The sequence below is a fragment of the Methanobacterium formicicum DSM 3637 genome, from assembly GCF_000302455.1.
GTDB classification, from domain to species: Archaea; Methanobacteriota; Methanobacteria; order Methanobacteriales; family Methanobacteriaceae; genus Methanobacterium; species Methanobacterium formicicum_A.
This window is the reverse complement of record NZ_AMPO01000015.1, coordinates 1-23,773: the sequence shown is the minus strand read 5'-3', so window position 1 is coordinate 23,773 and position 23,773 is coordinate 1. Positions and strand designations below refer to the sequence as shown.

General features: G+C 36.8%; 23 protein-coding genes, 1 tRNA gene and 1 rRNA gene. 13 read left to right on the top strand and 12 right to left on the bottom strand.

Annotation, left to right across the window (positions count from 1 at the left end):
- Nucleotides 1-81: 81 nt before the first annotated feature.
- Nucleotides 82-657 (bottom strand): dTMP kinase, encoded by a 576-nt coding sequence (gene tmk / locus A994_RS12700; RefSeq protein ID WP_004032072.1) that lies wholly within the window; start codon nt 655-657, stop codon nt 82-84.
- A gap of 260 nt (nt 658-917) precedes the next feature.
- Here tmk and A994_RS12695 point away from each other — a divergent pair, with 260 nt between their 5' ends.
- Together A994_RS12695 and A994_RS12690 are read left to right on the top strand one after the other, a co-directional pair.
- Nucleotides 918-1,568, top strand: a complete 651-nt coding sequence (locus A994_RS12695; RefSeq protein ID WP_004032071.1) for a diacylglycerol/polyprenol kinase family protein — start codon at nt 918-920, stop codon at nt 1,566-1,568.
- A 22-nt stretch (nt 1,569-1,590) separates the two neighbouring features.
- The gene (locus tag A994_RS12690; protein ID WP_004032070.1) at nt 1,591-2,160 is read left to right on the top strand and encodes a nucleoside/nucleotide kinase family protein; all 570 of its coding nucleotides are present in this window, start codon (nt 1,591-1,593) and stop codon (nt 2,158-2,160) included.
- 121 nt (nt 2,161-2,281) lie between these two features.
- Here A994_RS12690 and A994_RS12685 read toward each other — a convergent pair.
- Nucleotides 2,282-2,354: transfer RNA gene (locus A994_RS12685), tRNA-Ala, on the bottom strand.
- 172 nt (nt 2,355-2,526) lie between these two features.
- Here A994_RS12685 and A994_RS12680 point away from each other — a divergent pair.
- Nucleotides 2,527-4,044 carry a PIG-L deacetylase family protein gene (locus A994_RS12680; protein WP_004032069.1) on the top strand — a complete coding sequence of 506 codons (1,518 nt, stop codon included), beginning with the start codon at nt 2,527-2,529 and terminating at the stop codon, nt 4,042-4,044.
- A 231-nt stretch (nt 4,045-4,275) separates the two neighbouring features.
- On the opposite strand, the gene A994_RS12675 is transcribed toward A994_RS12680, so the two are convergent.
- A complete protein-coding gene (locus A994_RS12675; protein ID WP_004032068.1) occupies nt 4,276-4,782 on the bottom strand; it encodes a PRC-barrel domain-containing protein in 507 nt (168 codons plus the stop codon).
- Nucleotides 4,783-5,140: 358 nt separating this feature from the next.
- On the opposite strand from A994_RS12675, the gene A994_RS12670 reads away from it, so the two are divergent.
- Nucleotides 5,141-5,563 (top strand): hypothetical protein, encoded by a 423-nt coding sequence (locus A994_RS12670; RefSeq protein ID WP_004032067.1) that lies wholly within the window; start codon nt 5,141-5,143, stop codon nt 5,561-5,563.
- A 252-nt stretch (nt 5,564-5,815) separates the two neighbouring features.
- Here the strand turns inward: A994_RS12670 and A994_RS12665 are convergent, their stop codons facing one another.
- Nucleotides 5,816-6,220, bottom strand: coding sequence for a DUF5518 domain-containing protein (locus tag A994_RS12665; protein ID WP_237739759.1), 405 nt, complete (start codon nt 6,218-6,220; stop codon nt 5,816-5,818).
- A gap of 339 nt (nt 6,221-6,559) precedes the next feature.
- Nucleotides 6,560-7,195 (bottom strand): DedA family protein, encoded by a 636-nt coding sequence (locus tag A994_RS12660; RefSeq protein ID WP_004032064.1) that lies wholly within the window; start codon nt 7,193-7,195, stop codon nt 6,560-6,562.
- A 175-nt stretch (nt 7,196-7,370) separates the two neighbouring features.
- Between A994_RS12660 and A994_RS13325 the strand changes: the two genes are divergently transcribed.
- The gene (locus A994_RS13325) at nt 7,371-7,508 is read left to right on the top strand and encodes a hypothetical protein (protein ID WP_157787285.1); all 138 of its coding nucleotides are present in this window, start codon (nt 7,371-7,373) and stop codon (nt 7,506-7,508) included.
- Here the strand turns inward: A994_RS13325 and A994_RS12655 are convergent.
- On the bottom strand, nt 7,505-8,419 hold the full coding sequence (locus A994_RS12655) for a DMT family transporter (RefSeq protein ID WP_081580351.1): 915 nt from the start codon (nt 8,417-8,419) through the stop codon (nt 7,505-7,507). The two genes, A994_RS13325 and A994_RS12655, sit on opposite strands and share 4 nt — an antisense overlap.
- 315 nt (nt 8,420-8,734) lie before the next feature.
- On the opposite strand from A994_RS12655, the gene A994_RS12650 reads away from it, so the two are divergent.
- Nucleotides 8,735-9,310 (top strand): DJ-1/PfpI family protein, encoded by a 576-nt coding sequence (locus tag A994_RS12650; RefSeq protein ID WP_004032062.1) that lies wholly within the window; start codon nt 8,735-8,737, stop codon nt 9,308-9,310.
- Nucleotides 9,311-9,527: 217 nt separating this feature from the next.
- On the opposite strand, the gene A994_RS12645 is transcribed toward A994_RS12650, so the two are convergent.
- On the bottom strand, nt 9,528-10,265 hold the full coding sequence (locus tag A994_RS12645) for a CDGSH iron-sulfur domain-containing protein (RefSeq protein WP_004032061.1): 738 nt from the start codon (nt 10,263-10,265) through the stop codon (nt 9,528-9,530).
- A 355-nt stretch (nt 10,266-10,620) separates the two neighbouring features.
- Here A994_RS12645 and A994_RS12640 point away from each other — a divergent pair, with 355 nt between their 5' ends.
- The 4 genes from A994_RS12640 (at nt 10,621) to A994_RS12625 (ending at nt 13,147) form a co-directional block, all read left to right on the top strand.
- Nucleotides 10,621-11,082, top strand: coding sequence for a class I SAM-dependent methyltransferase (locus tag A994_RS12640; protein WP_048204285.1), 462 nt, complete (start codon nt 10,621-10,623; stop codon nt 11,080-11,082).
- Between the two features lie 282 nt (nt 11,083-11,364).
- A complete protein-coding gene (locus tag A994_RS12635; protein WP_004032059.1) occupies nt 11,365-11,727 on the top strand; it encodes a VOC family protein in 363 nt (120 codons plus the stop codon).
- 214 nt (nt 11,728-11,941) lie between these two features.
- Complete coding sequence (locus tag A994_RS12630) at nt 11,942-12,427, top strand: SRPBCC family protein (protein ID WP_004032058.1); 486 nt, start codon at nt 11,942-11,944, stop codon at nt 12,425-12,427.
- Nucleotides 12,428-12,673: 246 nt separating this feature from the next.
- Nucleotides 12,674-13,147: a VOC family protein gene (locus A994_RS12625; protein ID WP_004032057.1), complete on the top strand. Its 474-nt coding sequence runs from the start codon at nt 12,674-12,676 to the stop codon at nt 13,145-13,147.
- A 16-nt stretch (nt 13,148-13,163) separates the two neighbouring features.
- On the opposite strand, the gene A994_RS12620 is transcribed toward A994_RS12625, so the two are convergent.
- Together A994_RS12620 and A994_RS12615 are read right to left on the bottom strand one after the other, a co-directional pair.
- Nucleotides 13,164-14,000: a UbiA family prenyltransferase gene (locus tag A994_RS12620; protein ID WP_004032056.1), complete on the bottom strand. Its 837-nt coding sequence runs from the start codon at nt 13,998-14,000 to the stop codon at nt 13,164-13,166.
- A gap of 359 nt (nt 14,001-14,359) precedes the next feature.
- Nucleotides 14,360-14,647 (bottom strand): hypothetical protein, encoded by a 288-nt coding sequence (locus A994_RS12615; protein ID WP_004032055.1) that lies wholly within the window; start codon nt 14,645-14,647, stop codon nt 14,360-14,362.
- A 148-nt stretch (nt 14,648-14,795) separates the two neighbouring features.
- Between A994_RS12615 and A994_RS13680 the strand changes: the two genes are divergently transcribed.
- Complete coding sequence (locus A994_RS13680; protein WP_004032054.1) at nt 14,796-17,687, top strand: U32 family peptidase; 2,892 nt, start codon at nt 14,796-14,798, stop codon at nt 17,685-17,687.
- 19 nt (nt 17,688-17,706) lie between these two features.
- Here the strand turns inward: A994_RS13680 and A994_RS12605 are convergent, their stop codons facing one another.
- Complete coding sequence (locus tag A994_RS12605) at nt 17,707-18,534, bottom strand: sulfite exporter TauE/SafE family protein (RefSeq protein WP_004032053.1); 828 nt, start codon at nt 18,532-18,534, stop codon at nt 17,707-17,709.
- Nucleotides 18,535-18,986: 452 nt separating this feature from the next.
- Between A994_RS12605 and A994_RS12600 the strand changes: the two genes are divergently transcribed.
- Nucleotides 18,987-20,882, top strand: coding sequence for a MutS-related protein (locus A994_RS12600; protein WP_004032052.1), 1,896 nt, complete (start codon nt 18,987-18,989; stop codon nt 20,880-20,882).
- 151 nt (nt 20,883-21,033) lie between these two features.
- On the opposite strand, the gene A994_RS12595 is transcribed toward A994_RS12600, so the two are convergent.
- The gene (locus tag A994_RS12595) at nt 21,034-21,498 is read right to left on the bottom strand and encodes a cache domain-containing protein (protein ID WP_004032051.1); all 465 of its coding nucleotides are present in this window, start codon (nt 21,496-21,498) and stop codon (nt 21,034-21,036) included.
- A 277-nt stretch (nt 21,499-21,775) separates the two neighbouring features.
- Between A994_RS12595 and A994_RS12590 the strand changes: the two genes are divergently transcribed.
- Nucleotides 21,776-22,390 carry a DUF429 domain-containing protein gene (locus tag A994_RS12590; protein ID WP_237739758.1) on the top strand — a complete coding sequence of 205 codons (615 nt, stop codon included), beginning with the start codon at nt 21,776-21,778 and terminating at the stop codon, nt 22,388-22,390.
- Between the two features lie 1,040 nt (nt 22,391-23,430).
- Here A994_RS12590 and rrf read toward each other — a convergent pair.
- Nucleotides 23,431-23,552, bottom strand: a 5S ribosomal RNA gene (gene rrf / locus A994_RS12585).
- Nucleotides 23,553-23,773: the final 221 nt, after the last annotated feature.

The following is a 23,773-nucleotide window of genomic DNA, read 5'->3' as shown; positions in this document are numbered from 1 at the left end:
AATAACTATCCAAACTCAGAAACTTCCAAAATCATGATTATTTAAACCCCTAAAAAATCATCTAACTGGAATATCATCTAATTATATACACATACCCAGCTTGGGGGCCACAATTCTTTTTATATCACTGTGCACCTTGTTCACACCATTGCCTGCATTAACTACCATGAACCCATGCTGTTGGGCCAGTTTAAGGTATTTTTGGCGGACACTTTCCAGGAAATTTGCCTCTTCAAAGCTGTCGGTACCCTCACATCGGGTGAGTGCAGTTTCAATTTCAAGATCCAGAAGTATCACCAGATCCGGTTCCAGGGCGTGTTGATTTATCTGGGCAATCCACTCTTCACTATTCTGATAAGCCAGGCTGGAGTAGAATGAACGGTCACTGAGCACAATTCGGTTCATTTTTTCTTCTTTACAGATAGTATCCATGAGAAGAGTTCTATCAGCAGCAAAAAGGAGTGCTAATGTCCTTTGGAATCCTTCATCCTGGGCCCCAGGGTCCTGGAGCATTTTCCGGATGAGACGACCCACTGGTGAATCAGTAGGTTCTCTGATACGGGTTACGCTAAGACCACATTTTTCAAGCCATTTTCCCAGGCATTCCAGTTGTGTGGATTTTCCTGAGCCATCAATTCCCTCTAAACAGATGTACATAACCTTTCCTATCCCCTAAATAACTAATAAAGTTTGGCAAATTCTCTAGTTTTAATACAATTCCCAGCTCATTCCATAGAATTCCCAGCTCATTCAATATTCATCTGCACAAAAATATGCATAAAAAGTCCTTAACATAACTTAACTTATAAGTCGAGACATGTTAGCATAAGAGTTGATTCAGAGTTAGTCAATCTTTAATACCATTACCACAATTAAAAATCCAAATTCTCTTATATAGGGAGGAAGTACTAAGATTTATGGATAACGGCGACATCATAGGTTTAATACTTGTTTATGCATATGTGATACTTATACTGGTGATTTCAGAGAGGGTGCTTAAAAAGCATCCAAATTTCAGTCGAAAGTTCCTGCACATCATGGTGGGTAATGTTTTATTCATATTACCCCTCTTCCAATCCCGATGGGTAATGGCCTTTCTGGCAGCTGCTCCTTTCATTCTCTTAACCTTTCTTATAAGCCCCTATTCTCCATTAAAGATAAAAGATAGAATATCTGGTTCAGGCCATGGTCTGGGTCTGGTATATTATGCCATCTCCTGGACTGTTCTAGCGCTCATTTTCTTTGACCAACCATGGATTATAGGTGTGGGCATAGCTGCCATGTCTTATGGAGATGGAATGGCTTCATTGGTGGGTATGAAGTATGGTAAGATAAAATACAATCTTACCGGGGACACCAAAAGTTTGGAAGGTTCCCTGACCATGTTTTTAGTGCTCATATGTACCGTAGGGATAGTTTTAGCTTATTATGCTGTACCCATTCAACCAATGGTAATTGTGAGTGTGGCACTGGTAGCCACAGTATTCGAAGCAATAACACCAAAAGGCCTGGATAACATCACAGCCTGTTTTTCAGCGGTTATAACCTACATTTTACTGACTTTATAATTTTTATACTCCTGGAGAGAATATGCGCTTTATTATCATTGATGGACTTGACGGGTCAGGGAAGAGTACCCAGGCCAGATTAATACAAGATAAATATCTTAGTAAAGGCGAAAGTGTTATCCTCAGGGAACATCCCTCTTTAGATAATTCTTACGGTCAAAAGGCCAAAAAAGCTCTTTTAGGCAGGGGAAAGATCAACAAAATCAAAGCATCAACTTATTATGCCATGGATGTTATCCGTTCGGTTAAAAAATATGATGGTAAAGCAGATAACGTTATCATGGTTCGTTATTTAATGGGAGTAGCCTACCTTCCACTTCCACTGGCCAGGCTTCTTTACTGGTTCTTTACCCTGATCCTTCCCACATCTGGATACATGTTCTTTCTGGATCTGGAACCCGACGAGTCACTCCAAAGAATGTCAACCAGGAATGATGAGGAAATGTTTGAAAACCGGGATGACCTGATTAAGGTGAGGAAAAAAGCCCTGCAATTGGCCCATAACTGGCATATTATCAACACCGCAGGAAGCATTGAAGAAGTAAAAGAGGATATCCATACAATTTTAGATGATCTGGATAAAAAATATTGATATTAAAATAAAAATATGGATATGAATCAAAATATGGAAAAATTGATTGGAAAAATTGATAAAAATTGACTTAAGATAAAAAATTAGGATAAATTTATTGCTGATTTTTTCAAACTAAAAATGGACTGGGCGGGATTTGAACCCGCGGCCTCTGCCTTGCGAAGGCAACGCTCTCCCACCTGAGCTACCAGCCCCAATTAATACATATCAATAAAATAGTTATTATATTCATTTAAATCTTATTTAATATCATTTAAATAATTTTAAATATAAAAGTAGTAAATACTTATAGGCAGTATAGTACTAATCTGGAATATTCAATCAAAATACACTTCTTCATATAATAATAGGGAGTAGTAAGCTGTCATGGGCTTTAGAGATCCTAAATTCAATTTTAGTAAGTTAGTGCCCCTTTTATTGTTATTCATTATTTTATCCTTTGTTTTTTTATTTTATATGTCTTTTTCCACAGATGGAACAACAGACTACAGTGATTTCCCTGAAATCCATTCTTCTGATCGTATTTTAATTATTGCCCCACATGCGGATGATGAATCTGTAGCAGCAGCAGGATTGATTAAAAGAACCTTGGAAAAAAACGCCACAGTTGAAGTGGTGGTCATGACTGATGGCAGCGCCTCGGACAGTAGGAAGGAATTTTCAGATTACCTGAAAAAAATTGAAGATAAAAACCGCACGGAAACTTTACCCAACATAAGGCATATGGAAGTTCTAAATGCTTTAAATAAAATAGGGCTCAACCAGAGCAACGTTATTTTTTTGGGTTATCCTGATGGCGGTCTTAGATCCATGTGGCAAGATAATTGGGACTCTAAAAACCCTTATCAAAGTAATAACGCCTTCAATAAGTTGAATCATTCCATATATAACTTTACTTACCAGCCTAATGTTTCTTATTCTGGTGAGAATGTGAATCAGAATTTGGAACAGATCATGACTGATTTCCATCCAAACATTATTCTTTATCCAGATAGTGAAGATAAACACCCTGATCACTGGGCAACTGGTAATTTTGTAAGGTATGCAGCATTGGAAACTAATTATAGTGGTATGAATTACACCTACATTGTTCACAGTGGATCAAATTGGCCTTCTCCTCTTTTATTTAGTCCTAAACTGAGTCTGTTGCCCCCCTCAAATTTAGATACAAATGAACAGTGGCTAGTATTACCATTGGACCAAACTGAAATTGATACTAAATATAAAGCGATAGACTCATATCAAAGTCAATTAACTGGTAGCTGCGGATACTTGAAATCTTTCATCAGATCTAATGAGTTATTTGCCGTTGACCCCCCATTAAAAATAGAAAAAATTAATGTAACGATATATTCCTTAAATGATACAGTTTTATCACCATATACAATTTCAAACAGTAATGATCAAATTCCAGACAATAAAACAGATGGATTAATCTCATTTCACAAATCATACAACTTTATAACATATGAAAAAATTTTATCTAATAATACAACCGCTTTTTCCTCATCAGAATATTTACTGAAGAATAATAATTCACATGCTGCTCAAGAAGACAACGAACCAGAAGTACGGGCTGTTTTACATGATAACCAGAGTGTTTATATAATTATAGATGCTGCTAATGCAACGAATAGGGATCTGATTATAAATTACCATTTTCGCATTTACAATGGAAAAGATTTTAAACGAGTGGATGTAATGGCCAAGAATGGGCACGTTCAGTACATATACGCTGATAATAATAGTATTAAACTCAATAAATCACCTGAAATAGAGTATGTTGACAATGAGATCGTTTTAAAACTTCCAGTAGATGTTTTTCATGATTTTAATGCAATTATGATGGGTTTTGATATCTTGAGGTTCAGAACAAGAGAATAAGGTGATTAACTAACATGGAAGAACTGAAATTCGCATATCCTTAAGTTTATCCTGTTTTTTACAATCTTATTCATATCTTTAGCTTAGTCCAAAATTTAAAACCATAAGGAATACAAAGCTATCTAAATTAAAAAGTAGACATCTAAAACCGGGTAAAAAAATCAACACCAATAACTTTACAGTCACAAGAAAAATAAAAGGTATATGATAAAAAAAAGAATAGTGGGAGTTTTAATCCACAGCCATTTGTTCAATCTGTTCTTTGGAAAGCTTTAGTATCATGTAGTCCCCAATTTCTGCAATATCATCGCTGGAGATCAGGAACTGTTTCCGGTTGAAGGTTCCGCCCATGGAGATGATTACATTGTTAATGAGGCATTCTGAGGGGTTAATAACCATGTCCTGAATTTTACCTATTTCCATACCTTCCTTGGCAAGAACCACCTTTCCCTCCAAATTTTTGAATCTTGATTCCTTGGGAGCAAGATCATCAAGCTTGTCCACTTTGACCTTATTCTCCAGTGTTTCCCCATTAAATTTTAACTGAACATAATCTCCTATAGCCGCTACATCGTTCTCTTTAACAGCAAAAAATTTTTTACTGAGAGTAGATCCAGTGGATATGAATATCTGTTCAACTAAACATTCTTTTATTGTGACAGCCAGGTCTTCTACTTTCCCTACTTCCTTGGCTTCAATATCGATTACCTTCATTCCAATAAAGTCACTAACTTTCATTTTACACCCACCTTACATAAAGATCTTTAATATTTTTATTTATGTTAATGATATAATAAATTATGGGTATTATCAATATATAGTCGTTTTTCGTTATTTTATGCAGATTAACAGAGTTCCTACGATTAAAAGAGGAATAAAATTTTTTAAAGTTTAAACAAACGGGTATAATCAGGATTCAGATTGGGGTGATTGCTCCCATATTAAATCTGTAAAAAATAGTTCTGTAAATAATTCAATTCTGCACATAATAATAAGTGTAATTCTTACCATAATTTAATCAGAGAATCTTTCATTATTTAGAAATTTATTTACGAATAGTTCATGTTAACAGAAGGTCTTGTTGGGGTTATAGAAAATGATCAAAAAAGACAAACTGGTAGAACGAATAGAAGAAACAGAACTGGAAAGGGCACAGATCGGAAAGGATGTGTGGGAAAAACATATCTATTTAGAAAATAAAGTTCTCATTGTTGGTTATGAAGAAGAGGAATCATTTGATGAACAAACCCCTGGAAAAGAAATGATTAAAAATTACTACTGGTACTGGGAGATCAGGGATGCAGGAAGCTGGGAAGTTCTATTCGATAATCATGATAAAGAGTTCAATTTTTGCGAATCAGTTATCGGAGAGTACACTGACCAGGATCGGGTGGAAGACATGGTGGGAGATATTGAAGAGGAAGATGTTTGCACCTGGAGCGAACAGGACTGGATTGAAGATATTTCCCAGGAAATAGCTGATGAAGCAATTGAATGGTTGGAAACCATTAAAAAATGAGTTAATTGTTTTGTATGAATTTATCATCTTACCATTAATATTTAGTGAATCCACCAATAATAGGTTAACTCAACTAAAAGGTAAACTCATTAATAAATCTAATTTAAAAAAACCTAATATTCCCAATAATTACTCAAATTGTTACTAAGAGAAATGGGAGTTACTAAGAGAAATGGGAATATGGAACGGATTACTTACAAAAAAATAGATTAAATCATTGGCCAAAAAAAAGAGAAAAATAATTATTTATTTTTACTCTTCAATCTCTTCAACTGGCCTGTTTTTAACAGATTCTGCCTTTATTAAGGATCCTAAGACTCCTCCAACTGCTGCCACTACTATTTGAAGGATTAAATTCATGACAGAGTAGAGTAGTATACTGCTTATGTAATCTCCGTATCCTAAGGAGTAATAATAGATTATTAAAAAGACATTGACTATTAATCCACCAATTAATCCTAAAATGGCCCCATTGATGGCCCCATTTTTTTCACTTTCATTGATCATGAATCCAACTATAAGTCCGGCCAGTAAAAATGAGGGCAACAGTATGCTTACACTTGAAATCAAATCTGAAATCACATAAAGTGTTATCACTAAGACAATTCCGATTATAATTGGTCTCCATTTCACGATTTCTTTAATCAAACTATCCACTCCTGATTTTAAGATATTTTTACAGTTTATAATCCTCAAAAAAAATTGGGATGGGATTTTTTTACAATCTCAAATCCCTAAACATATTTTATGAGGTGATATTACCGTGACCATTAGATTTTATTCAGGACATTCATCTTTAATCCATTTTGAATTTCCGAATTTTTCCAATTAACAATTCCACAGCTATTGTTTTATGAAGATTGTTTAAATATTTATTCCAAACTTTCTACCAATTTCTACCAAATTACCCCCAACTCAATTTAAAAAAAATAACAAATTACCATTATTCTTAAAAACAATTTTGTAATGTAAAGCGGATGTTCATTCCGGATTTTATTATTTTTTTTCGCGCTTTTTCATGATTATGAAATATATAACCACTAACACAATAATTACAGTGATAATATTACCTATATAGGATATTTTGTCTTCTAACACCTGGTAAATGTTTCCAAAGAACCATGCCAGCAGTCCCCATCCCAATATCTGGACTGCAGAACCCATGAACGTGGTGATAATATATTTTTTTAGGTCGTACCGAATTAGACCACAGAAAAGATTGATGGCTATGCTGGGGATTACTGGAAAACAACGGGCCAGGAACATGAATATATCATCATAGCGACTCTCTTTGAACTTCTTTTCCACATCTTCCACATCTTTAACAGAAACTCCAAGATATTTACTGGTTCGTTCTATGAAAGGTTTTCCCAGTTTATATGCCAGAATATAATAAACAAATGAACCTAAAGTAATCCCCAAAGAAGCAGGGATCACAATTTTGACAATTAAAGTCCCCAGTGCAGCTATTGAAAAGCTAGTTCCCTTCAGAAGGATGAAGGTTGAACTTACAACTATTAAACTAGCTGGAATGGGCACAATTATCTGTTCCAGGATGCAGCCTAAAAAAACTGTCCAGGACACGTTAACCATGATAAATGATTCCAAGCTGTTAATTATTTCCGAAAACATGATCCCCTCTAATATTTACCTTGATTTAAAATTCATTTTAGATTAACAAATCTAATGTCAATTCAATATTTCATCTATTAGTTTTTAGTTATTGATTAAACCTTATTCTTTGTCCAATCATTATCCCTAATAATAGTAAGATGCTTAATTTCCCTATCTAGGCTAAACATTTCATATGATAAAGATACTCAACCAGTACCCCATGGTGATGAAGATACTCAACCAGTACCCCATGGTGATGAAGATACTCAACCAGTACCCCATGGTGATGAAGATACTAAATCAGTACCTCCATTATGGTAAAGGTGCTTAATCCGTATTCCCTTTATGATAGAGGATAAGTATGCCCACAAACATTAAAATACCAAATAGGAGTTGAGTGTCCTTTAAAGGTTCTCCTAAAATAATAAAAGCAGTTATGGCCCCAAATATGGCGCTGGTGGAGAAAATGGATCCGGTGCGGGTTGATCCTATTTCACGTATTGCAATGTAGATCAAAATTATTGCAAAGCTCATGCAACCCCATCCAATTAAAAGCAATAACGGAATCATGTTTAAGGGGAGTTGGAAACTTAATCCAAGGAAAATACTTATTATAAAAAGTATTGACCCCCCAATTCCACATTTAAGACCTGTAAGAAAGAATATGTCTCGTTTATTGCTTAAAAATTTGGTTAAAGTCGTGTCCATAGCCCAAAAGAAGGATGCTAAAACCACCAGGAGGCTCCCCATTAAATTCTGGTCAAATGATATATTCTGCAAGTTATTGGTACTCAAAAAAATTGCTCCCACCATCAGAAAAGCAAATCCAAGTATATCTTTGGTTTTAACACGCTCTTTCAGGAAAAATATGCCCAGAATAATGATGAACAGTATTTCAACATTAGTTAAAAGAGCAGCGTTAACTGCGGTTATCTGGTTTAAACCAGTTAAATATAGTGCAGGGGCAATAACCGCACCAAAAAGTGCGGTTAAGAATAGTGTAAGGTAATTTCTTCGTGAAATATGAATTTCAACCTTGCTTTCACGGTGAATGATTTCCAGTATATAAGGGTGTAAGGGTGAAATTCTTATTAAAAATAGCAGTGCACTTGCCAGGAGGTAAACCATTGCTGCCAGGGCCAGGGGATGTAAATAACCCAGTAGTATTTTATCTAAGGAGAACCAGACCCCAAAGAGCAATGCTACCATTATTGCACACAGATATCCCCAGAAGCGATTCACTCACACACCACGTTAGATTTAAGTAAAGATAGGAATTTAGTTAGATAGATATCTAGAATTATTTTGAAGTACTCTATTTTGAAGTATCTTATAAGTTCTACTTGTTCTGATTTTATAAATGATTTTATAAAGATTACACTTCAAAAATAAGATTAATTGTAATAATAAAAATTAGATAGTAAAACCAAAGATCAGATGTTAAAAATAGAGATTAAATTGTAAAACTAGATATCATACTGCAAAAATAAAATCATATCATGAAAACCATATAAAAAGAATTATTTGTAATTTATAGCAAGTATCGAGGTTTAAATCATGAAAACTGCTTATTTACTGGTATTTGATGGTTTATCTGACTGGGAACCGGGTCTGGCAGTGGCTGAAATAAACAAATCCAATGAGTATCAAGTTAAAACTGTTGGTTTCAAAAGAGAGGTTGCAGTCACCATGGGTGGAATTTCCATAGTGCCTGATTGCACCCTTAATGAGATTAACTACACGGATGCAGCGATTTTAATATTACCCGGGGGAGAAATGTGGGAAAGTGATCCAGTAATGGACCTGGTCCCGGTGGTAAGGAAATTCATTGGTCTGAAAATACCAGTTGCCGCCATATGTGGACCTACCGTCTTTTTAGCCCGCCATGGATTGGTTGAAAACAAATCTCATACCAGTAACGGTAGCAAATACCTTAAAAATTTAATTGGAGAATATCCGGGCAGTGAACTTTATCTTAACCAGCCTTCTGTTTCCAGTAATGGGTTGATCACTGCCAATGGGATAGCTTCTGTGGAATTTGCCCGGGACATACTGGGGGAACTGAATATTTACAATACTGAAACCCTGGAAAGCTGGTACAATTTTTTTAAAACACCATGGTTGGATGATTAAGAATCATGGCTTTAATTTACTACTTAGAACCCCTTTAATTCATAATTAACATTAATTCCAGACTCCAGCTACTGATCCATAATTACATTTATCGGTTTTTCCAAATTCCTAATTACCATGTAATCAAGTTCCCAACTAATTCCTAATTACCATCTAATCCGGGTTTCCACATCTATTCATAATTACCCTTTATTTATTTAGGATCAACCAGCCCATTTTATTTAGGATCGTCCAATCCCCATTTCTTTCTGAATTTTAATTTCTGCTGGGCATTCATCCAGTGACTTCCATCACAGTAAGGTTTGTTCTCAGATTTACCACAGCGACAGAGCGTGATCCGGTTACGGGACTCATACATGGTTCCATCAGCAGATTCTATAGGTATTCCACCCCTCACCCAGATTGGTCCCTGGCATTTCTTCTGTTCATCACGGACCAGTACAATAGATGGTTCAAAGTCCTTTTCAAATGGTTTCCCTGTTTTTATATCCCACAATACCAATCTACCAGATGGGCATATCATGGCTTCTTCAATTGCGGTTTGTTTGGCTTCAGGATCATCTGATTTCTCGATTAAATTCCTGATCCCCCCTGACCTCATGCAGAAACGGGAATGGTCACAGAATTCATGTGCATCGGTTAACCTGAGCTCAGGGCCTTCAAATATCTCAGCCTTTTCAGTATAAGGTTTTCTACTGGCAGTTTCAGTACCATCAAAATCAGTATCATTATGTGTGCCATCACAGTAGGGTTTATTCTTAGATTTCCCACACCGACAGAGAGTATAAGTATCCTGCAGAGGAAATTCTTTTTCAGCAACTAAGTCTTTAGTGTGACCCGCTTCATCAGTGATTATTATCTGCTCATACAGAGGAACACCACCGGAAACAATATATGGGCCATTTTTAACGATTTTAATCTTCATTTTGTTTTTCAACTGATTATTTTCAACCATTAAAAACCCTTCCCCAGTGAATTATAGATCTTATTGAATTAGTCTAAGTGAATAATTCTTATTGAATTTATCTAAGTCAATTAATTATATCTTATTTAATAGAACAGCATAATTAAGTAATGTATCATGGATGTGAAAGCAGGAAGGAATAATATCTCAGGGATAATGTAACAGGAGATTAATTCATTATTAAACATCATATTGAGGATCATTAATGTTAAAAAGATGAATAAAACCATTTAAAATCAACCATTAAACATACATCTGATAAATATTTGGGGGTTTCGACCTGGTTATAACAATATTCACTGTAATTTCCATAGTAATCATTTTAATTATAATAATTGCGCTTTCTATGCTTTGGCCCCTGGCTATAGGAGCAGCTTATTCTCCATCATCCAGGAAGGTGGTTCAGAAGATGCTGAACATGGCTGAAGTAAATGCTGATGATGTGGTCTACGATCTGGGATCAGGAGATGGTAGAATAGTAATTGAAGCTGCCCAGAACTACAATGCACTGGGAGTGGGAGTGGAGGCTGATCCTTTAAGGGTGATCCTGTCCAGACTAAAGATCATTAGATGGGGATTACAGCATCAGGTGAAGATTATCTGGGGGAACTTATTCCACCAGAATCTCAGCCCGGCTACGGTAGTTGTTCTCTTTCTGTGGGGGAGAACCAATGAAAAATTAAAGGATAAACTCCAGGAAGAACTTAAACCTGGAACTCGTGTTGTATCCTATGTGTGGAAGTTTAAAGGATGGAATCCAGTTAAAGTAGATAAAAAAGAGGAGATCTATCTCTACATCATCGAGTAAAATTCTTTAAAACTAAAAAATAAGGATACTAAACCTTTTAATTCTTTTTTAATTCATAAACTATTCAGATTTTTGCCTAATTCAATTAAGAGAGGATAATCTTAAATTCCAGAACTCATCTCGTATATTGTTTCTTTAAATTATTGGTTTTTTATCAAATTTTATTTTTTTCCATTAATGTTCAGATAGAATTATTATTGATCTTAAATATAAGTGTAATAAAGTGTTACAAGCAGAATTAGGATGATTGGATCAAATATTTTCAAACAAGGAGGGGTAACTATGCCAAAAGTAGTACATTTTGAAATACCTGCAGATGATCCAGAAAGGGCCATAAACTTCTATAAAGAAGTTTTCGGATGGAAAATTGATAAATGGGAAGGTGAATTTGACTATTGGCTAGTCGAAGCAGGAGAAGAAGATGAACCCGGTATCAACGGTGCCATAAAGCCAAAGGAGTTTGGAAATATGGTTAGTGATGTGATCAGTGTTGATTCCTACGATGAATTTGCCAAGAAAATTGAAATGTCCGGGGGGAAGATGATAACTGAAAAAATGACCATTCCAGATATGGGTTACACCGGATCCTTCCAGGATACTGAGGGGAATATACTGGGCATAATAGAAATTTTCCCAATGGATTAAACTCTAATTGGAATGAATATGGCCAATGAAAGTAGTACGGGATTTAAAGTCAGTATATTGAATACAGGGTTTTAGTAGTATCTGGAATACCTGGTCTTAAACTTAGTATCTGGAATACCGAGTCTTAAGCTTAGTATATGGAATACCGGGGCTTAAATTTAGGTATCTGGAATACATGGTTTTAAGTTTATCTTGGATAAGGAGGATTTTAAAAATGAAAAAGGCCAAAATTATAAGCGAACCTGGAAAGCAAGAGCTAATTATTATACGTGAGTTTGATGCTCCGCGAGAGCTTGTTTTTAAAGCATTCACAGACCCCGAGCTTTACGTAAAATGGCTGGGACCAAGAGATCTCACAATGACTCTTGAAACATTTGAACCAAAAAGCGGTGGTTCCTGGAGGTATATTCAAAAAGATCCAAAAGGCAATGAGTTTGCATTTCATGGGGTGAATCACGAAGTCACAGCTTTTGAGAAGATCATCAGCACATTTGAATTTGAAGGACTCCCTGAAACAGGACATGTGCTCCTTGATACAACAAAATTTGAAAAAATAGCCAGTGACAGGACAAAACTAACGTCTCAATCTGTTTTTCAATCAATAGAGGACCGTGACGGGATGATCCAGTCAGGAATGGAATATGGGATCAACGACTCCTACGAACGTCTCGATGAGCTTTTGAAAACAATGCAAAAATAGAGAAAATCAATTGGGAGTATAAATTGTTCAAAACAATTTAAATTATGTTTCAAATCAATTTAAATCAGGATTATACTTTGAATCTGTTTAAAACCCGTATTCACCCCATAATATGTTCAAAACACATCTTATGCTACTAATATGTTTAAACCCCACATTATACTACTGATATGTTTAAAGCCCACATTATGCTATGAATAATGTTTAAAATTCACATATGCTTAAAAAAAATATGGAGGGGAGAATATGCAAAAAATAACCCCATTTTTGTGGTTTGATGGTAAAGCTGAGGAAGCAGCTAATTTTTATATATCTATATTTGAAAATTCGGAAGTTACAAACATTATGCATTATGGAAAGGGAGGGCCTGCACCAGAGGGGAGTGTAATGTCCGTGGCATTCCAGCTTGAAAGGCAGGAATTTTATGCACTAAACGGGGGCCCACAATACACATTCACACCAGCCATATCCTTTTTCGTTAAATGTGAAACACAAGAAGAGGTAGATGAGTTATGGGAAAAGTTATCCGAAGGGGGAGAAGAACAGGGCCCAGGATGGGTTAAAGATAAGTACAATCTGTCATGGCAGATCGTTCCCACTGTTTTAGAGGAGCTCATGAATGACCCTGACCCTGAAAAATCCCAGAGAGTAATGCAAGCCATGATGCAGATGAATAAACTGGATATAAAGAAACTAAAACAGGCACATGACGAGCAATAAATAAAAATATGTTAATTTACAGTAGTGTTGCTAAAAATGGAGATCCCACTGCAAAGGCCACAAATGTTATGGTCATACCTAATTTAATTCTTTTAGAGACTTTACCAGCATTTTCAGAGGATTGATCCTTTAATATGGACAGGGCACAATACAGGAAGATTACAATGGCCAAACACAGCACTGGTAAATAAAAGATGCTGAAAATACCCATGAAATATAACAAAGGACTTCCCACACTAGCCAATATCATGAAGATTGCTGCCAGAATGGATGAAATTCTCATGCCGTGGAGTATGGGGAGTGTTGCAGCACCCTCCAGTTTATCCCCTTCCACATCTTCCATGTCCTTGACGATCTCCCGGGCCATGGTCATCAGGAAGGCAAAGAAACCCAGATAAATAGAGACTACTATTTCATTCACAGCTATGCCCCCAAAAACAAAACATAACCCGGTTAAAAATGAAATGCTCAGGTTTCCAATTAAACATTTTGTTTTAAGATCACGGGCATAAAAGATCATTAAAATAGAACTTAAAAGTGCAATTATACCCAATAGCAAGTTTATAAGGAATGCCAGGATTATTCCCAGGACAAATAGTGAAATCGAGTAGATTAACGCGGTTTTTAGAGAAATTCGTCCGGAAGGAATGGGCCGTTCTGGTTTGTTTATTGCATCAATTTTATGATCAAAATAATCGTTGATACTGTTTCCTGCCCCGGTAACTACAAACACCACTACCGCAGCCATCAAGGCTTCTAATGTGAATTTACCACTAATTACTGCCATTAAAAAAATGGCAATTACTGCCATGATTGCATTTCCAGGTCGCAATATCTCCAGATAGGGGTTCATGATAACACTCGATCCTCATAAAGTAAATGTTCATTTAAAGAATTTGTATCGGTCCTTCAATATAAAATGGTGTTTAATTAAGACTATTCTGTTTAAGGAGAGTAAATTTCATAAATTTAATAGCTAAACTAAATTGTTATTTTGAGATTATCTTATTTATTTTGAGATTAACTATAATTCTAAACTAATTCATTTATTCTACTAATTTTCCATACTAAATCAATTCTGTTTTATTTAAATAATTCTATATTTATCAAAATCAATTCTATTTCCTAAATTAATTCAATTAAGAAACTAATTAATTAACTAACTCAATTTGCTTTAAGATACTGATGTGTTTATCCCAAATATATCCTAAATTATTGACTTTCATCATCAGTTTTTTTGGAGTTTCTGGCGATTTTTAGCTCTTCCCTGCATTTTCCAAGTTCTCTTTTAAGGAGTGCCAGTTTCAGCCATAAATAAATAGCCAAACCTAAAAAAATAATGACCAGAATCAGTAAAAATCCAGTGATAATACCTGCGGCCATTGCCTGCCATAGGATGGCGAAACCGTAAACCAGGTAAAACAGTGCCCCTATCACTCCAATGATAAGTGCCAGGACTACCACTATCTTCAAGGTTTTTAAAAGCTGTTCTGTTTCCATACTGCTCACCTGAGATTACTTATTATATATTTCAATTATTAAAATTTTATTATACCCTTTATCCATACAATAGTATAAGGAATAATACTAATTATAAACAGTTATTTGAATTATCCCGTATTTAAACCACTCCATTACCCGAGGACACATGTCTCAAACCAATATACCCGAACTTTTAGCCCCGGCGGGTTCTATCGAATCCCTGAAAGCTGGTGTCAATGCTGGAGCAGATGCTGTTTACCTTTCTGGTAAGCGGTTCGGTGCCAGGCAATTTGCCCGTAATTTTAGTCTGAACGAAATGGAACAGGCCATAGAATACGCTCATTTACGTGGTGTTAGAGTTTACGTGACTGTAAACACCCTGATAAAGGAATCAGAACTTCCCATGGTGGGTGAAAATCTTTTAAAGCTTTACAGTTTGGGAGCAGATGCCATCATTGTGCAGGATCTGGGTGTGGCCAGACTGGCCAGGCAACTGGTACCGGATCTTAACCTGCACAGCTCTACCCAAATGACCATACACAATCCCCAGGGTGTGAACTGGGCTGCAGAAAATGGTTTTAAAAGGGTGGTTCTTGCCAGGGAAATGTCCATACAAGACATTGTAAAAACCGCAAGTCAGCTTCCAAAAAAAATAGAACTGGAAGTGTTTGCCCACGGGGCAATATGCTATTCTTATTCTGGCCAATGCTTCCTTTCATCATTTATAGGGGGTAGAAGTGGTAACCGCGGGATGTGCGCCCAACCCTGCCGTAAACAATACCAGTTAATTAAGGGAAAGGTAGATAAATACGGAAAATACAAAGAGGGAGAAGAAATTCCCCTAAAGGACCATTATCTTCTTTCAACAAGGGATCTTGCAATTTATTCCCATCTAGACCAGATATCAGCAGCACCCATTGATTCTATAAAAATCGAGGGTAGAATGAAGCCCCCCGAGTACGTGGCCAGTGTAGTTAAAATATACCGGGATGCACTGGATTTGATATCAAAGGGAAAATGGAGAGTGAGGGAGGCTGAGATTTCAAAACTTAAAATGTCCTTTAACCGGGGTTTAACCAAAGGATGGATGATGGGTGCATCCTACAACTCAATGATGGGAAGAAGTAATCCCGGTAATAGAGGTTTATACCTGGGAAAGGTGGCAAGTTACAATAAAACCAGTAACGAAACTATTATTAAAACCAGAACAAGAGTTAAGCCTGAAAAAGGAGATGGAATTCTCTTTAAACAACCTCAAAATGGGGAAAAATCTCATAAATTATGGGGAACTATCCTTGAACATTCCCCCAGTGTGAAAAATGATAATTTAATGTTAAAACTCAGAAAACGGGTTGAAATAGGAAGTAATGTTTATATAACCCGTAGGAAATCCATGGTTGATGGGGCTGATGAAATGGTAAATAACCCCCAGTTACCCAACAGGATTCCTGTGGATATTCATATGGCCTGGAACAAAGAACTGGTTCCCCTAATCAGAGTCAATGCAACACCCTCATGGGGAAAAAGCGTTGACATTAGTTTTGAAGCAGATTTTGAAATGGAAAAGGCAATAAACCGGCCATTATCCCCTGAGACCATTAAAAAACAGTTAGAAAAAACAGGTGGCACTCCCTTTATTATTCGGGACATATCCCTGAATTATCCGGGAGATTTATTCACATCCATTGGTAATTTGAATCGTCTTCGGAGACAGATTCTGGAAAAAATTACCGAAAAAATATTAGATACTGGTAGGCCATCATCAGAAGAAATTAAATTAACACAGAACCAGCTGGTTCAATTAAAAAAAGTCAACTTAGAAACCCCCACCGGGAATAACAGTAAGGATGAAGATGTTTCTACCAGAGAATCTGTAAACGTAGCTAATTTGACCCCTGCTGATTTAGCTGAGGAAAGACCATTTAAATTAATTAATCTGGCCATCTACGTAGATTGTATCTCTTCAATGAAAGCTGCTCTTCAAGCAGGTTGTAAAAGAATTTATTTCCAGCCAAAAATAGATATTGAAGGTAATAAGAAATTTAAAGGCCCACTTCCCTGCTTAAAACATAGCAATGATTATGATACTTATTTTGAAATGGTGGGCCTGTCTTTGATGGAAGCAGCAAATCTCTGCCAGGAATATAATTCCAGTTTAGTATGGAAATGGCCCGAAATTACCAATAGAAAATTCATTAAAGGCGCAATAAACCTTTTAAATATTTTACCTGAAAAAACAATCCAAGGAGTGATGGTTGGTGGTACCGGTGCCATTTGGGCCATAAAAAACACTCCTGGTTCAATTAATATGCATGGTTCTGCTGGTTTAAACATCTGGAACCATATGGCTGCAAGTGAACTATGTTCCAAAGAGGAACCATTCAAAAACGAGCCTTCTGAAGATGAGTATTCCAAAGATGAGTATTCCAAAGATGAGTATTCCAAAGATGAGTATTCCAAAGATGAGTATTCCAAAGATGAGTATTCCAAAGATGAGTATTCCAAAATTAAACCTGTTTTGAAAAGCATTACCCTATCTCCGGAACTATCCCAGAAAGAGTTGAAAATGGTGGTTTCACAGATAAAAAATTATGATGCTTATTGTCAACTGGAATTTTTAGTTCAGGGAAATTTAGAGGCTTTGGTGAGTGAAGACTGTCTTCTATGTGGGCTTAAAGATAAAGATATTGTTAAAAACTTTAAAGATTCACCTTACTCATTTTTAGGAATAAAAGATTTTAAAAACAGGATATTTCCGGTTGAAATTGATGCTGAGTGCCGGACCCATATCTCAAATTCAGTGGAACTATGCCTTGTTGATCACATCCATCAACTCAAGGGAATGGGTTTCAACAGTCTGGTTATTGATTCCCGGAATAAACCCGCAGATTATGCTCACACCACAGTATCACTCTACCAAAAAGCACTGGATTTAACCATAGCCCATGACCCGAAGCTGAAGACTAAGTTAAATTCCCTCAAAAACCAGGTTAAAAAGATATCCAATGGAGGAATTACCACTGGGAACTTCCTGAGGGGTGTGCATGATGATCCTTAATTGGATTGTGAATCCCACATTAAAGAGGTAAATTCAGCCATTGAAATACTCCCATCATCTTCAAAGCAATGTAAATTAAAAGGGCTGCAAATAGATATTTTAACTCTTTATCCGGTAGTTTATGGGCAGCTCTAACTCCAACTCGGGCCATTGGAATACTGGTACCTGCTAAAGCCACGAACTGTATTAAACTAACATATCCCACTGAGTAGGGAGGTAAACCAGTGGCGTTCATACCTGTGAAGATGTAGGTTATGATTCCACCGATGGACGCGAATATAATAAATGCAGTGGATGTTCCGATGGCCTTGTGAATTGGGAATTTCAGGAGAATGTTCAGTAACGGTACCATGACCACTCCACCACCAATCCCCAGGAGTCCTGAGGAAAAACCTCCCAAAAACCCCCAGAAAAGGTAGGACTCTTTGGAGTTTGATGGTTTTTCGTTTATATCCGGATATCGTGACATTAACATCCACAAGGCACTACCCAGTGCCAGTAACCCAAATATAAAACTTAATATTGCAGCAGGAGTGTAACTGGATATTCCTGCACCAAAAATACCACCCACTAATCCAGTTAGTCCCAGGAGGATTGCAGGGACAACCATAACTGCTCCGCGGCGCCAGTGCCCCAGGGCCCCACTTAGGGCGGTTGGTAAAATCACAGCCAGACTGGTGGCAAATGCCACTCTGAGGGCGGTGTCAGGATCAGAACCCAGGGCAGTGAGCAGGAAGAACTGAACTGGCACCATAATAAAACCACCACCAATCCCCAGTAGACCCGAAGCAAATCCTACAAATGCGCCAGTGAAGAGAAGAATCAATATGTAGACAACTAATTCCATTAGAAACCATTCCTTAACTTAAAAAAACATTTATCAAAATTTTTGATTGTTATTTCTGTGTCATATTATCTTCTTCGCACCTTTAAAATTTATCTTTTGCACAAAGTCTTCACACCTTTAAAATTGCACAAAGTATTATTAATAATAATCAGGATAATAATATATGGTCCTCAAACTATTTTACCAACAGTATCTCCCTTACACTATTAATCCAATTACAGTATTACCTACATGTATAGATTGTACCTCTATCAAATAGATTGTCCCCTATCAACGCAATTTACTCGTTTTTAGGAGATGTTATAAACTATTTAAACAATCTTTATATCTGAACGGTAGTTGACATCAAGAAAGACATCATTGAAAGTTTAGTCAAGTACAAATATCATGTTAATAAAAAGGTTTATAATTAAAAGGTTTATTGTAATTGATTGTAAAAGTACGGTGGTATATTGGATTTACGTGATATCAAAGGCATTGGTGATAAGTTAGCCTCCAAGATCATTAATCATTTTGGGAGCCAGGATGAATTTCTCAGGGCTGCCAGTAACTATGAGGTGTATCGGCTGGCAAGTATGGAAGGAGTTAGCCAGCGCCGTGCAGTGGAGATCATCAATGCGGTTCTGGGTAATCCCACTGAAGAATTTCTGAAAACTGAAAGAGCCGTGCAAATCTATGAAGAAATAATTCAGTGCATAGTACAGTATGCCAACACAGAATATGCTAAAAATCGGGTTCTACTTCTGAGTCCGGGTAAAAACCCGGAGACAATTCAGGAAAATCTTAAAATGGTCATGGAAGCTAAAGAAAAAGTAGCCAGCCTCCCCAGGGATGATCTTAAAGCTCTTTTTAAAAATGTGAACTTCAGCAGGACATCCAAACCAAAATATGACACATCCAAGGCCATATTGGTGGAATCACGAGAGGATTATGTTAGTTTAATGGACCGTGAACTTAATCAGCGCGCCCAGATACTCAATATCCAGGAAGTAGGCAGTCTGGATGAATTCGAACTGGTAGTTTACGTTTACCGGGATGGTGTTCTGGAACTGGATGATGCACCCAACCTGGCCATGGTCAACTGCGATGCAGAAGATCTGGAAATTATTCCAGAAACAGTTTTATCCTATTATCAGGACAATCAGGTTCTTCTGGAGAATATTCTAAAAATCAGAGAAATACTGGGCCATCCCTCTGTTTTGAGGGATGTATTGAAGATAATGGACTCTATAAAAACTTCCGCTGTTGATGAAAAAATATTTGACAGTGCTGTGAACCAGGCCAAGGATAAAGCAGATAAACAATTGGAAGAGGCCATAAAGAAAGTTGACCTGTCGGGTCAAGAAGTTCTGGACCTTCTAAATAAGGGCATGTCACCGAAAATTCAGGAAATCTTTGATGAAATTCTTAAAGAAGCAGTCAAAGAAATTAAGGATAATACTGGTGTGAGTTTTGATCCTTTTATCCAGAAGTACCCCCTGGAAATAGATGAACAGGAACTGGAAAGAGTTAAAAAACATGAAATGGGTAAAAAAGAGGTTAAAGCCTTTGAAGAAAGGGTTAATGTTGCATCCAAGCTCCAAATGCTCAAAGGGGATGTTGAGGCCGAAATCCAGGAAGTGCTTGAATTTGATTACAAGTTCGCCCTGGGATGTTTCGCCTACTACTATGATCTGCACCCACCCCTGGTGAGTGACGGATTCAGTTTCGAAGAAGGATTACACCTGAATTTAGCACTGGAAGATCCTTCCCGTGTGCAGAGGATCAACTACTCACTGGAATCTCCGGATAATGTGGTTCTCCTCACTGGAGCCAACAGTGGAGGTAAAACCACCCTCCTGGAGACTCTGGCTCAGATCAGTATCATGAGCCAGATGGGACTACCAGTATGCGCCAGACAAGCCAGGGTTAAACTGGTTGATGAAATCTACTTCTTCAGTAAAAAGCGTTCACTGGATGCAGGGGCTTTTGAATCATTCCTGAGCACGTTCATGCCAATTGTGGTTCGTGAGGAAGAGAAATTGATTCTTTTAGATGAGCTGGAAGCCATAACTGAACTTGAAGCTGCAGTGAAAATAATTTCAAGCTTCATAACCTTTATACAGGATTCCAAATCATTTGCAATTATTGTAACCCACATGGCCAGGGAGATACTTAAAAACACCGATGTAAGGGTGGATGGTATTGAAGCCCAGGGACTGGATGAGGAGTATAACCTGATTGTGGATCGTACCCCCCGGATGAACTATTTTGCCAGAAGTACCCCAGAACTGATTTTAAGAATGGTTTACCAGAGATCAGATGGAAAGTTGAAGGATATCTACGGGAAGATGCTGGAACGATTTTAGTTTTGCAGTAAAGGTTTTAGTTTGAATTCCCCCATGGAAAGGGAGAATGTTGAATTTAACAGGAGGATAATTAGACTTTCAGGAAATTCTAAAATAAATTAAGGGATAAAGGAAATAATCAATGGGAATAAGGGTTTTAATAATAATAAAATTAAATATAAACCCCTGAACCCACCAGATAAGTTTGATTCTGGTATTGTGCTCTTTTTATGTAGGTTACCTTCAGGGAAGGTGTTTTTTCCCCTGGTTTAGGCCACATGTAATCTACCCAACCATTTCCATTCTCTGCAGTTTGGATAAATAGTTTTCCTATGGGTTTTCCCTGGGAGTCCAGTAGATCTGTCATGTTTTTACCTTCACCACTTGGATCTGGAGGGTAAACTACTCGGACACCATCTAATCTCCACACAAAAACATAACTGTCATTATGAACCCAGGAAGAACTACGAAGCTCTGGGAACCCTGCTTCCCCCTGTGATTCTATAAGCTCTACTGCCTGATCCACCAGTGCAACCAGTTTACTTTTCTGCCTGTTTTCTGATTGTTGCTGGTAGAAAACCCCCGCTGCAGCTACCAGTACCATCAGGATAATTATGATTAGTAGTGTTTTATTCATCTGTAAACCAACCTCTAAGTTAATGCCAGGAATTCTTTTTAGTCAGATTTACTGTTATTTTTGTAATTAAAAAACTATATAATTATATTAAAATTTATTAAAGAAAAATTTTTGAAGGAATGAAAATTAGATTAGAAGAATAAAAATTGAGGGATAAATTGTAAACATATCGAATCATACTACACAATCTAAAATAATCCTAGGAACATATACCCATGCAATAAGGAAAACACACCACTCCCCAATATAAGAGCAGGAATTTAAAACTATGAAAATTATGGGCATAGATCTAGCTGGCAAGGTGGATAATCCCACTGGGATATGCATTTTAAATGCAGATGAAAGTAGAGGGTATGAGATGGATATGGGTACACTGTACACAGATGAGGAAATTTTAGGAACAATTGACAGGGTACAGCCTTCTTTAATTGTAATTGATGCCCCTTTATCATTACCAAAAGGGCGCTGCTGTCTGGAAAAGGAATGTGAATGTGCAGTTGGAGGTCATTTCCGCCAATCAGAACGTGAAATACGTCGTTACGGTTCAGTTCTACCTTTGACATTTACTGGAATGAAGATGCTCACCTTGAGGGGTGTTGGTCTGGCCAGTACTCTTTCAGGTAAATTTCAACTTAAGGAAACCCATCCACGCACAGCTGGGAAGATGTTGAATTGGGAAAATCTGGAAAAAGATTTGGAAAACTGTTTTCATCTTCCTCCAAACCCCACTGAACATGAACTGGATGCAGCAATTGCAGCCTTAACTGGATTTTTTTATATTAATGATTGTTTTCTTGAGTTGGGAGATGAAGATGAAGGGACTATTATTCTTCCCAAAGGGAAGGACTGTTTAGAAATAATAGAAAAGCTTAAAAAACCGAGAAAAGTTTAGAAATACTGAGAAAGTTTAAAAAAATAGAGGCTTTTTAAAAAATACTTAAAAAATGATCATTGTGATGATTGAAAGGATAAAAAATCAGAATAATTGTTGATGATTGATTTAATGAGAGTATTGTAAATTTTATTAGATATTAACTAAGTCTATAAAAATGGAATTTTGCCTGCTGACTAACACGACATGATCATCGGTGGCTAACCCTTAACCCTACATGAGCAACCCTCGTAGCAGGCAGTCTGTCCAGTGCTGGGTTTCTCCTATTCATTGCAGGCGTCGCCTAAGCTTGTAGGAGGACCGTAGGCACAAGTCTATAAAGATATGACATTGAACTTATTTGGATATGTAATTAATCCTTTATATCCATATGTTTTATAATGAAATTGTTTGCCAAATAATTACATTTGATTTATCTTTTTTGAATATTTTTTAATATAATGATGTGTTTTGTGAAATTAATGATTAACATATATTTATGATAAATATTAGAGGAATTCAAGGAAAATAAACTGATTTAAATAAATAATGTAAACATCCAGAAAAATCTGATTATGTTTAATCACATCAATCTAGGTGAGAAAATCCATCTAGTGAGAGAATAATCCATCTAGTGAGAGAATAAGTTAAGAGGGGGGTGTCCCCTCCACAAAAAGGGAGTGGAAGGGACGGGGGTTAAACATGAATCTGTAGGGGGGTAAATCCCCTTTCATAAATAGAAAGGGGATTAATAAAGGGGTGAATATTATATTTAAAGAATTTTATTAAATAACAACAATAAGAGGGGGGTTCCCCTCCACCATAGGTGAAGGGGAGGGGGGTGATCCCTCCACAAAGGGAGGGGTCAACATAAAGGGGGGATCCCCTCACAATAAATGAGGGGACGAATGGGGTTAAACATAAAACACACACACAAACATAGAACAATCTAAGATAAAAAAAATAATCAAAATCCAAAAAATGGAAATCAACTACCTAATATACTGTAAAAAACTCTATGCCAAATAAATAAAACATTTTATGCTTAGATAAATATGAATGGCCGGCAGCGTTATGAGCTTCCCATAGACTCTCGTCCACAGTACAACAACAAAACGCAGGAGGACTTCACTTCTGGGATCGAAACGAGACCAGGTATGGCCCCTCCGCTATGGCCGCCGAACCAATATGAACATATGAAATGGATAAATGAATTAAAGAATACTTACTACACAAGACATCACATCATGCATAAAAGTATGTAATGCACGCACACTTTCACCCTAACTGAATACACCTGACTAGAACAACAACTCCAGCATACAAAAAACGCATACAATAGAGGTGCACTGAAATTAATGCCATCGGACGTTGGAAACCGCAGACTAAACAACTCGGCCGAAG

Bases quoted from the DNA above. Each gene is read 5' to 3' on its own strand.
- A994_RS12620 (WP_004032056.1), bottom strand. From the start codon at position 14,000: ATGAACCCCTATCTGGAGATATTGCGACCTGGAAATGCAATCATGGCA.
- A994_RS12670 (WP_004032067.1), top strand. From the start codon at position 5,141: ATGATCAAAAAAGACAAACTGGTAGAACGAATAGAAGAAACAGAACTG.
- A994_RS12595 (WP_004032051.1), bottom strand. From the start codon at position 21,498: ATGAATAAAACACTACTAATCATAATTATCCTGATGGTACTGGTAGCT.
- A994_RS12660 (WP_004032064.1), bottom strand. From the start codon at position 7,195: ATGTTTTCGGAAATAATTAACAGCTTGGAATCATTTATCATGGTTAAC.
- A994_RS12630 (WP_004032058.1), top strand. From the start codon at position 11,942: ATGAAAAAGGCCAAAATTATAAGCGAACCTGGAAAGCAAGAGCTAATT.
- A994_RS12680 (WP_004032069.1), top strand. From the start codon at position 2,527: ATGGGCTTTAGAGATCCTAAATTCAATTTTAGTAAGTTAGTGCCCCTT.
- tmk (WP_004032072.1), bottom strand. From the start codon at position 657: ATGTACATCTGTTTAGAGGGAATTGATGGCTCAGGAAAATCCACACAA.
- A994_RS12695 (WP_004032071.1), top strand. From the start codon at position 918: ATGGATAACGGCGACATCATAGGTTTAATACTTGTTTATGCATATGTG.
- A994_RS12640 (WP_048204285.1), top strand. From the start codon at position 10,621: ATGCTTTGGCCCCTGGCTATAGGAGCAGCTTATTCTCCATCATCCAGG.
- A994_RS12605 (WP_004032053.1), bottom strand. From the start codon at position 18,534: ATGGAATTAGTTGTCTACATATTGATTCTTCTCTTCACTGGCGCATTT.
- A994_RS12690 (WP_004032070.1), top strand. From the start codon at position 1,591: ATGCGCTTTATTATCATTGATGGACTTGACGGGTCAGGGAAGAGTACC.
- A994_RS12590 (WP_237739758.1), top strand. From the start codon at position 21,776: ATGGGCATAGATCTAGCTGGCAAGGTGGATAATCCCACTGGGATATGC.
- A994_RS12650 (WP_004032062.1), top strand. From the start codon at position 8,735: ATGAAAACTGCTTATTTACTGGTATTTGATGGTTTATCTGACTGGGAA.
- A994_RS12635 (WP_004032059.1), top strand. From the start codon at position 11,365: ATGCCAAAAGTAGTACATTTTGAAATACCTGCAGATGATCCAGAAAGG.
- A994_RS13325 (WP_157787285.1), top strand. From the start codon at position 7,371: ATGATAAAGATACTCAACCAGTACCCCATGGTGATGAAGATACTCAAC.
- A994_RS12615 (WP_004032055.1), bottom strand. From the start codon at position 14,647: ATGGAAACAGAACAGCTTTTAAAAACCTTGAAGATAGTGGTAGTCCTG.
- A994_RS12675 (WP_004032068.1), bottom strand. From the start codon at position 4,782: ATGAAAGTTAGTGACTTTATTGGAATGAAGGTAATCGATATTGAAGCC.
- A994_RS13680 (WP_004032054.1), top strand. From the start codon at position 14,796: ATGTCTCAAACCAATATACCCGAACTTTTAGCCCCGGCGGGTTCTATC.
- A994_RS12645 (WP_004032061.1), bottom strand. From the start codon at position 10,265: ATGGTTGAAAATAATCAGTTGAAAAACAAAATGAAGATTAAAATCGTT.
- A994_RS12625 (WP_004032057.1), top strand. From the start codon at position 12,674: ATGCAAAAAATAACCCCATTTTTGTGGTTTGATGGTAAAGCTGAGGAA.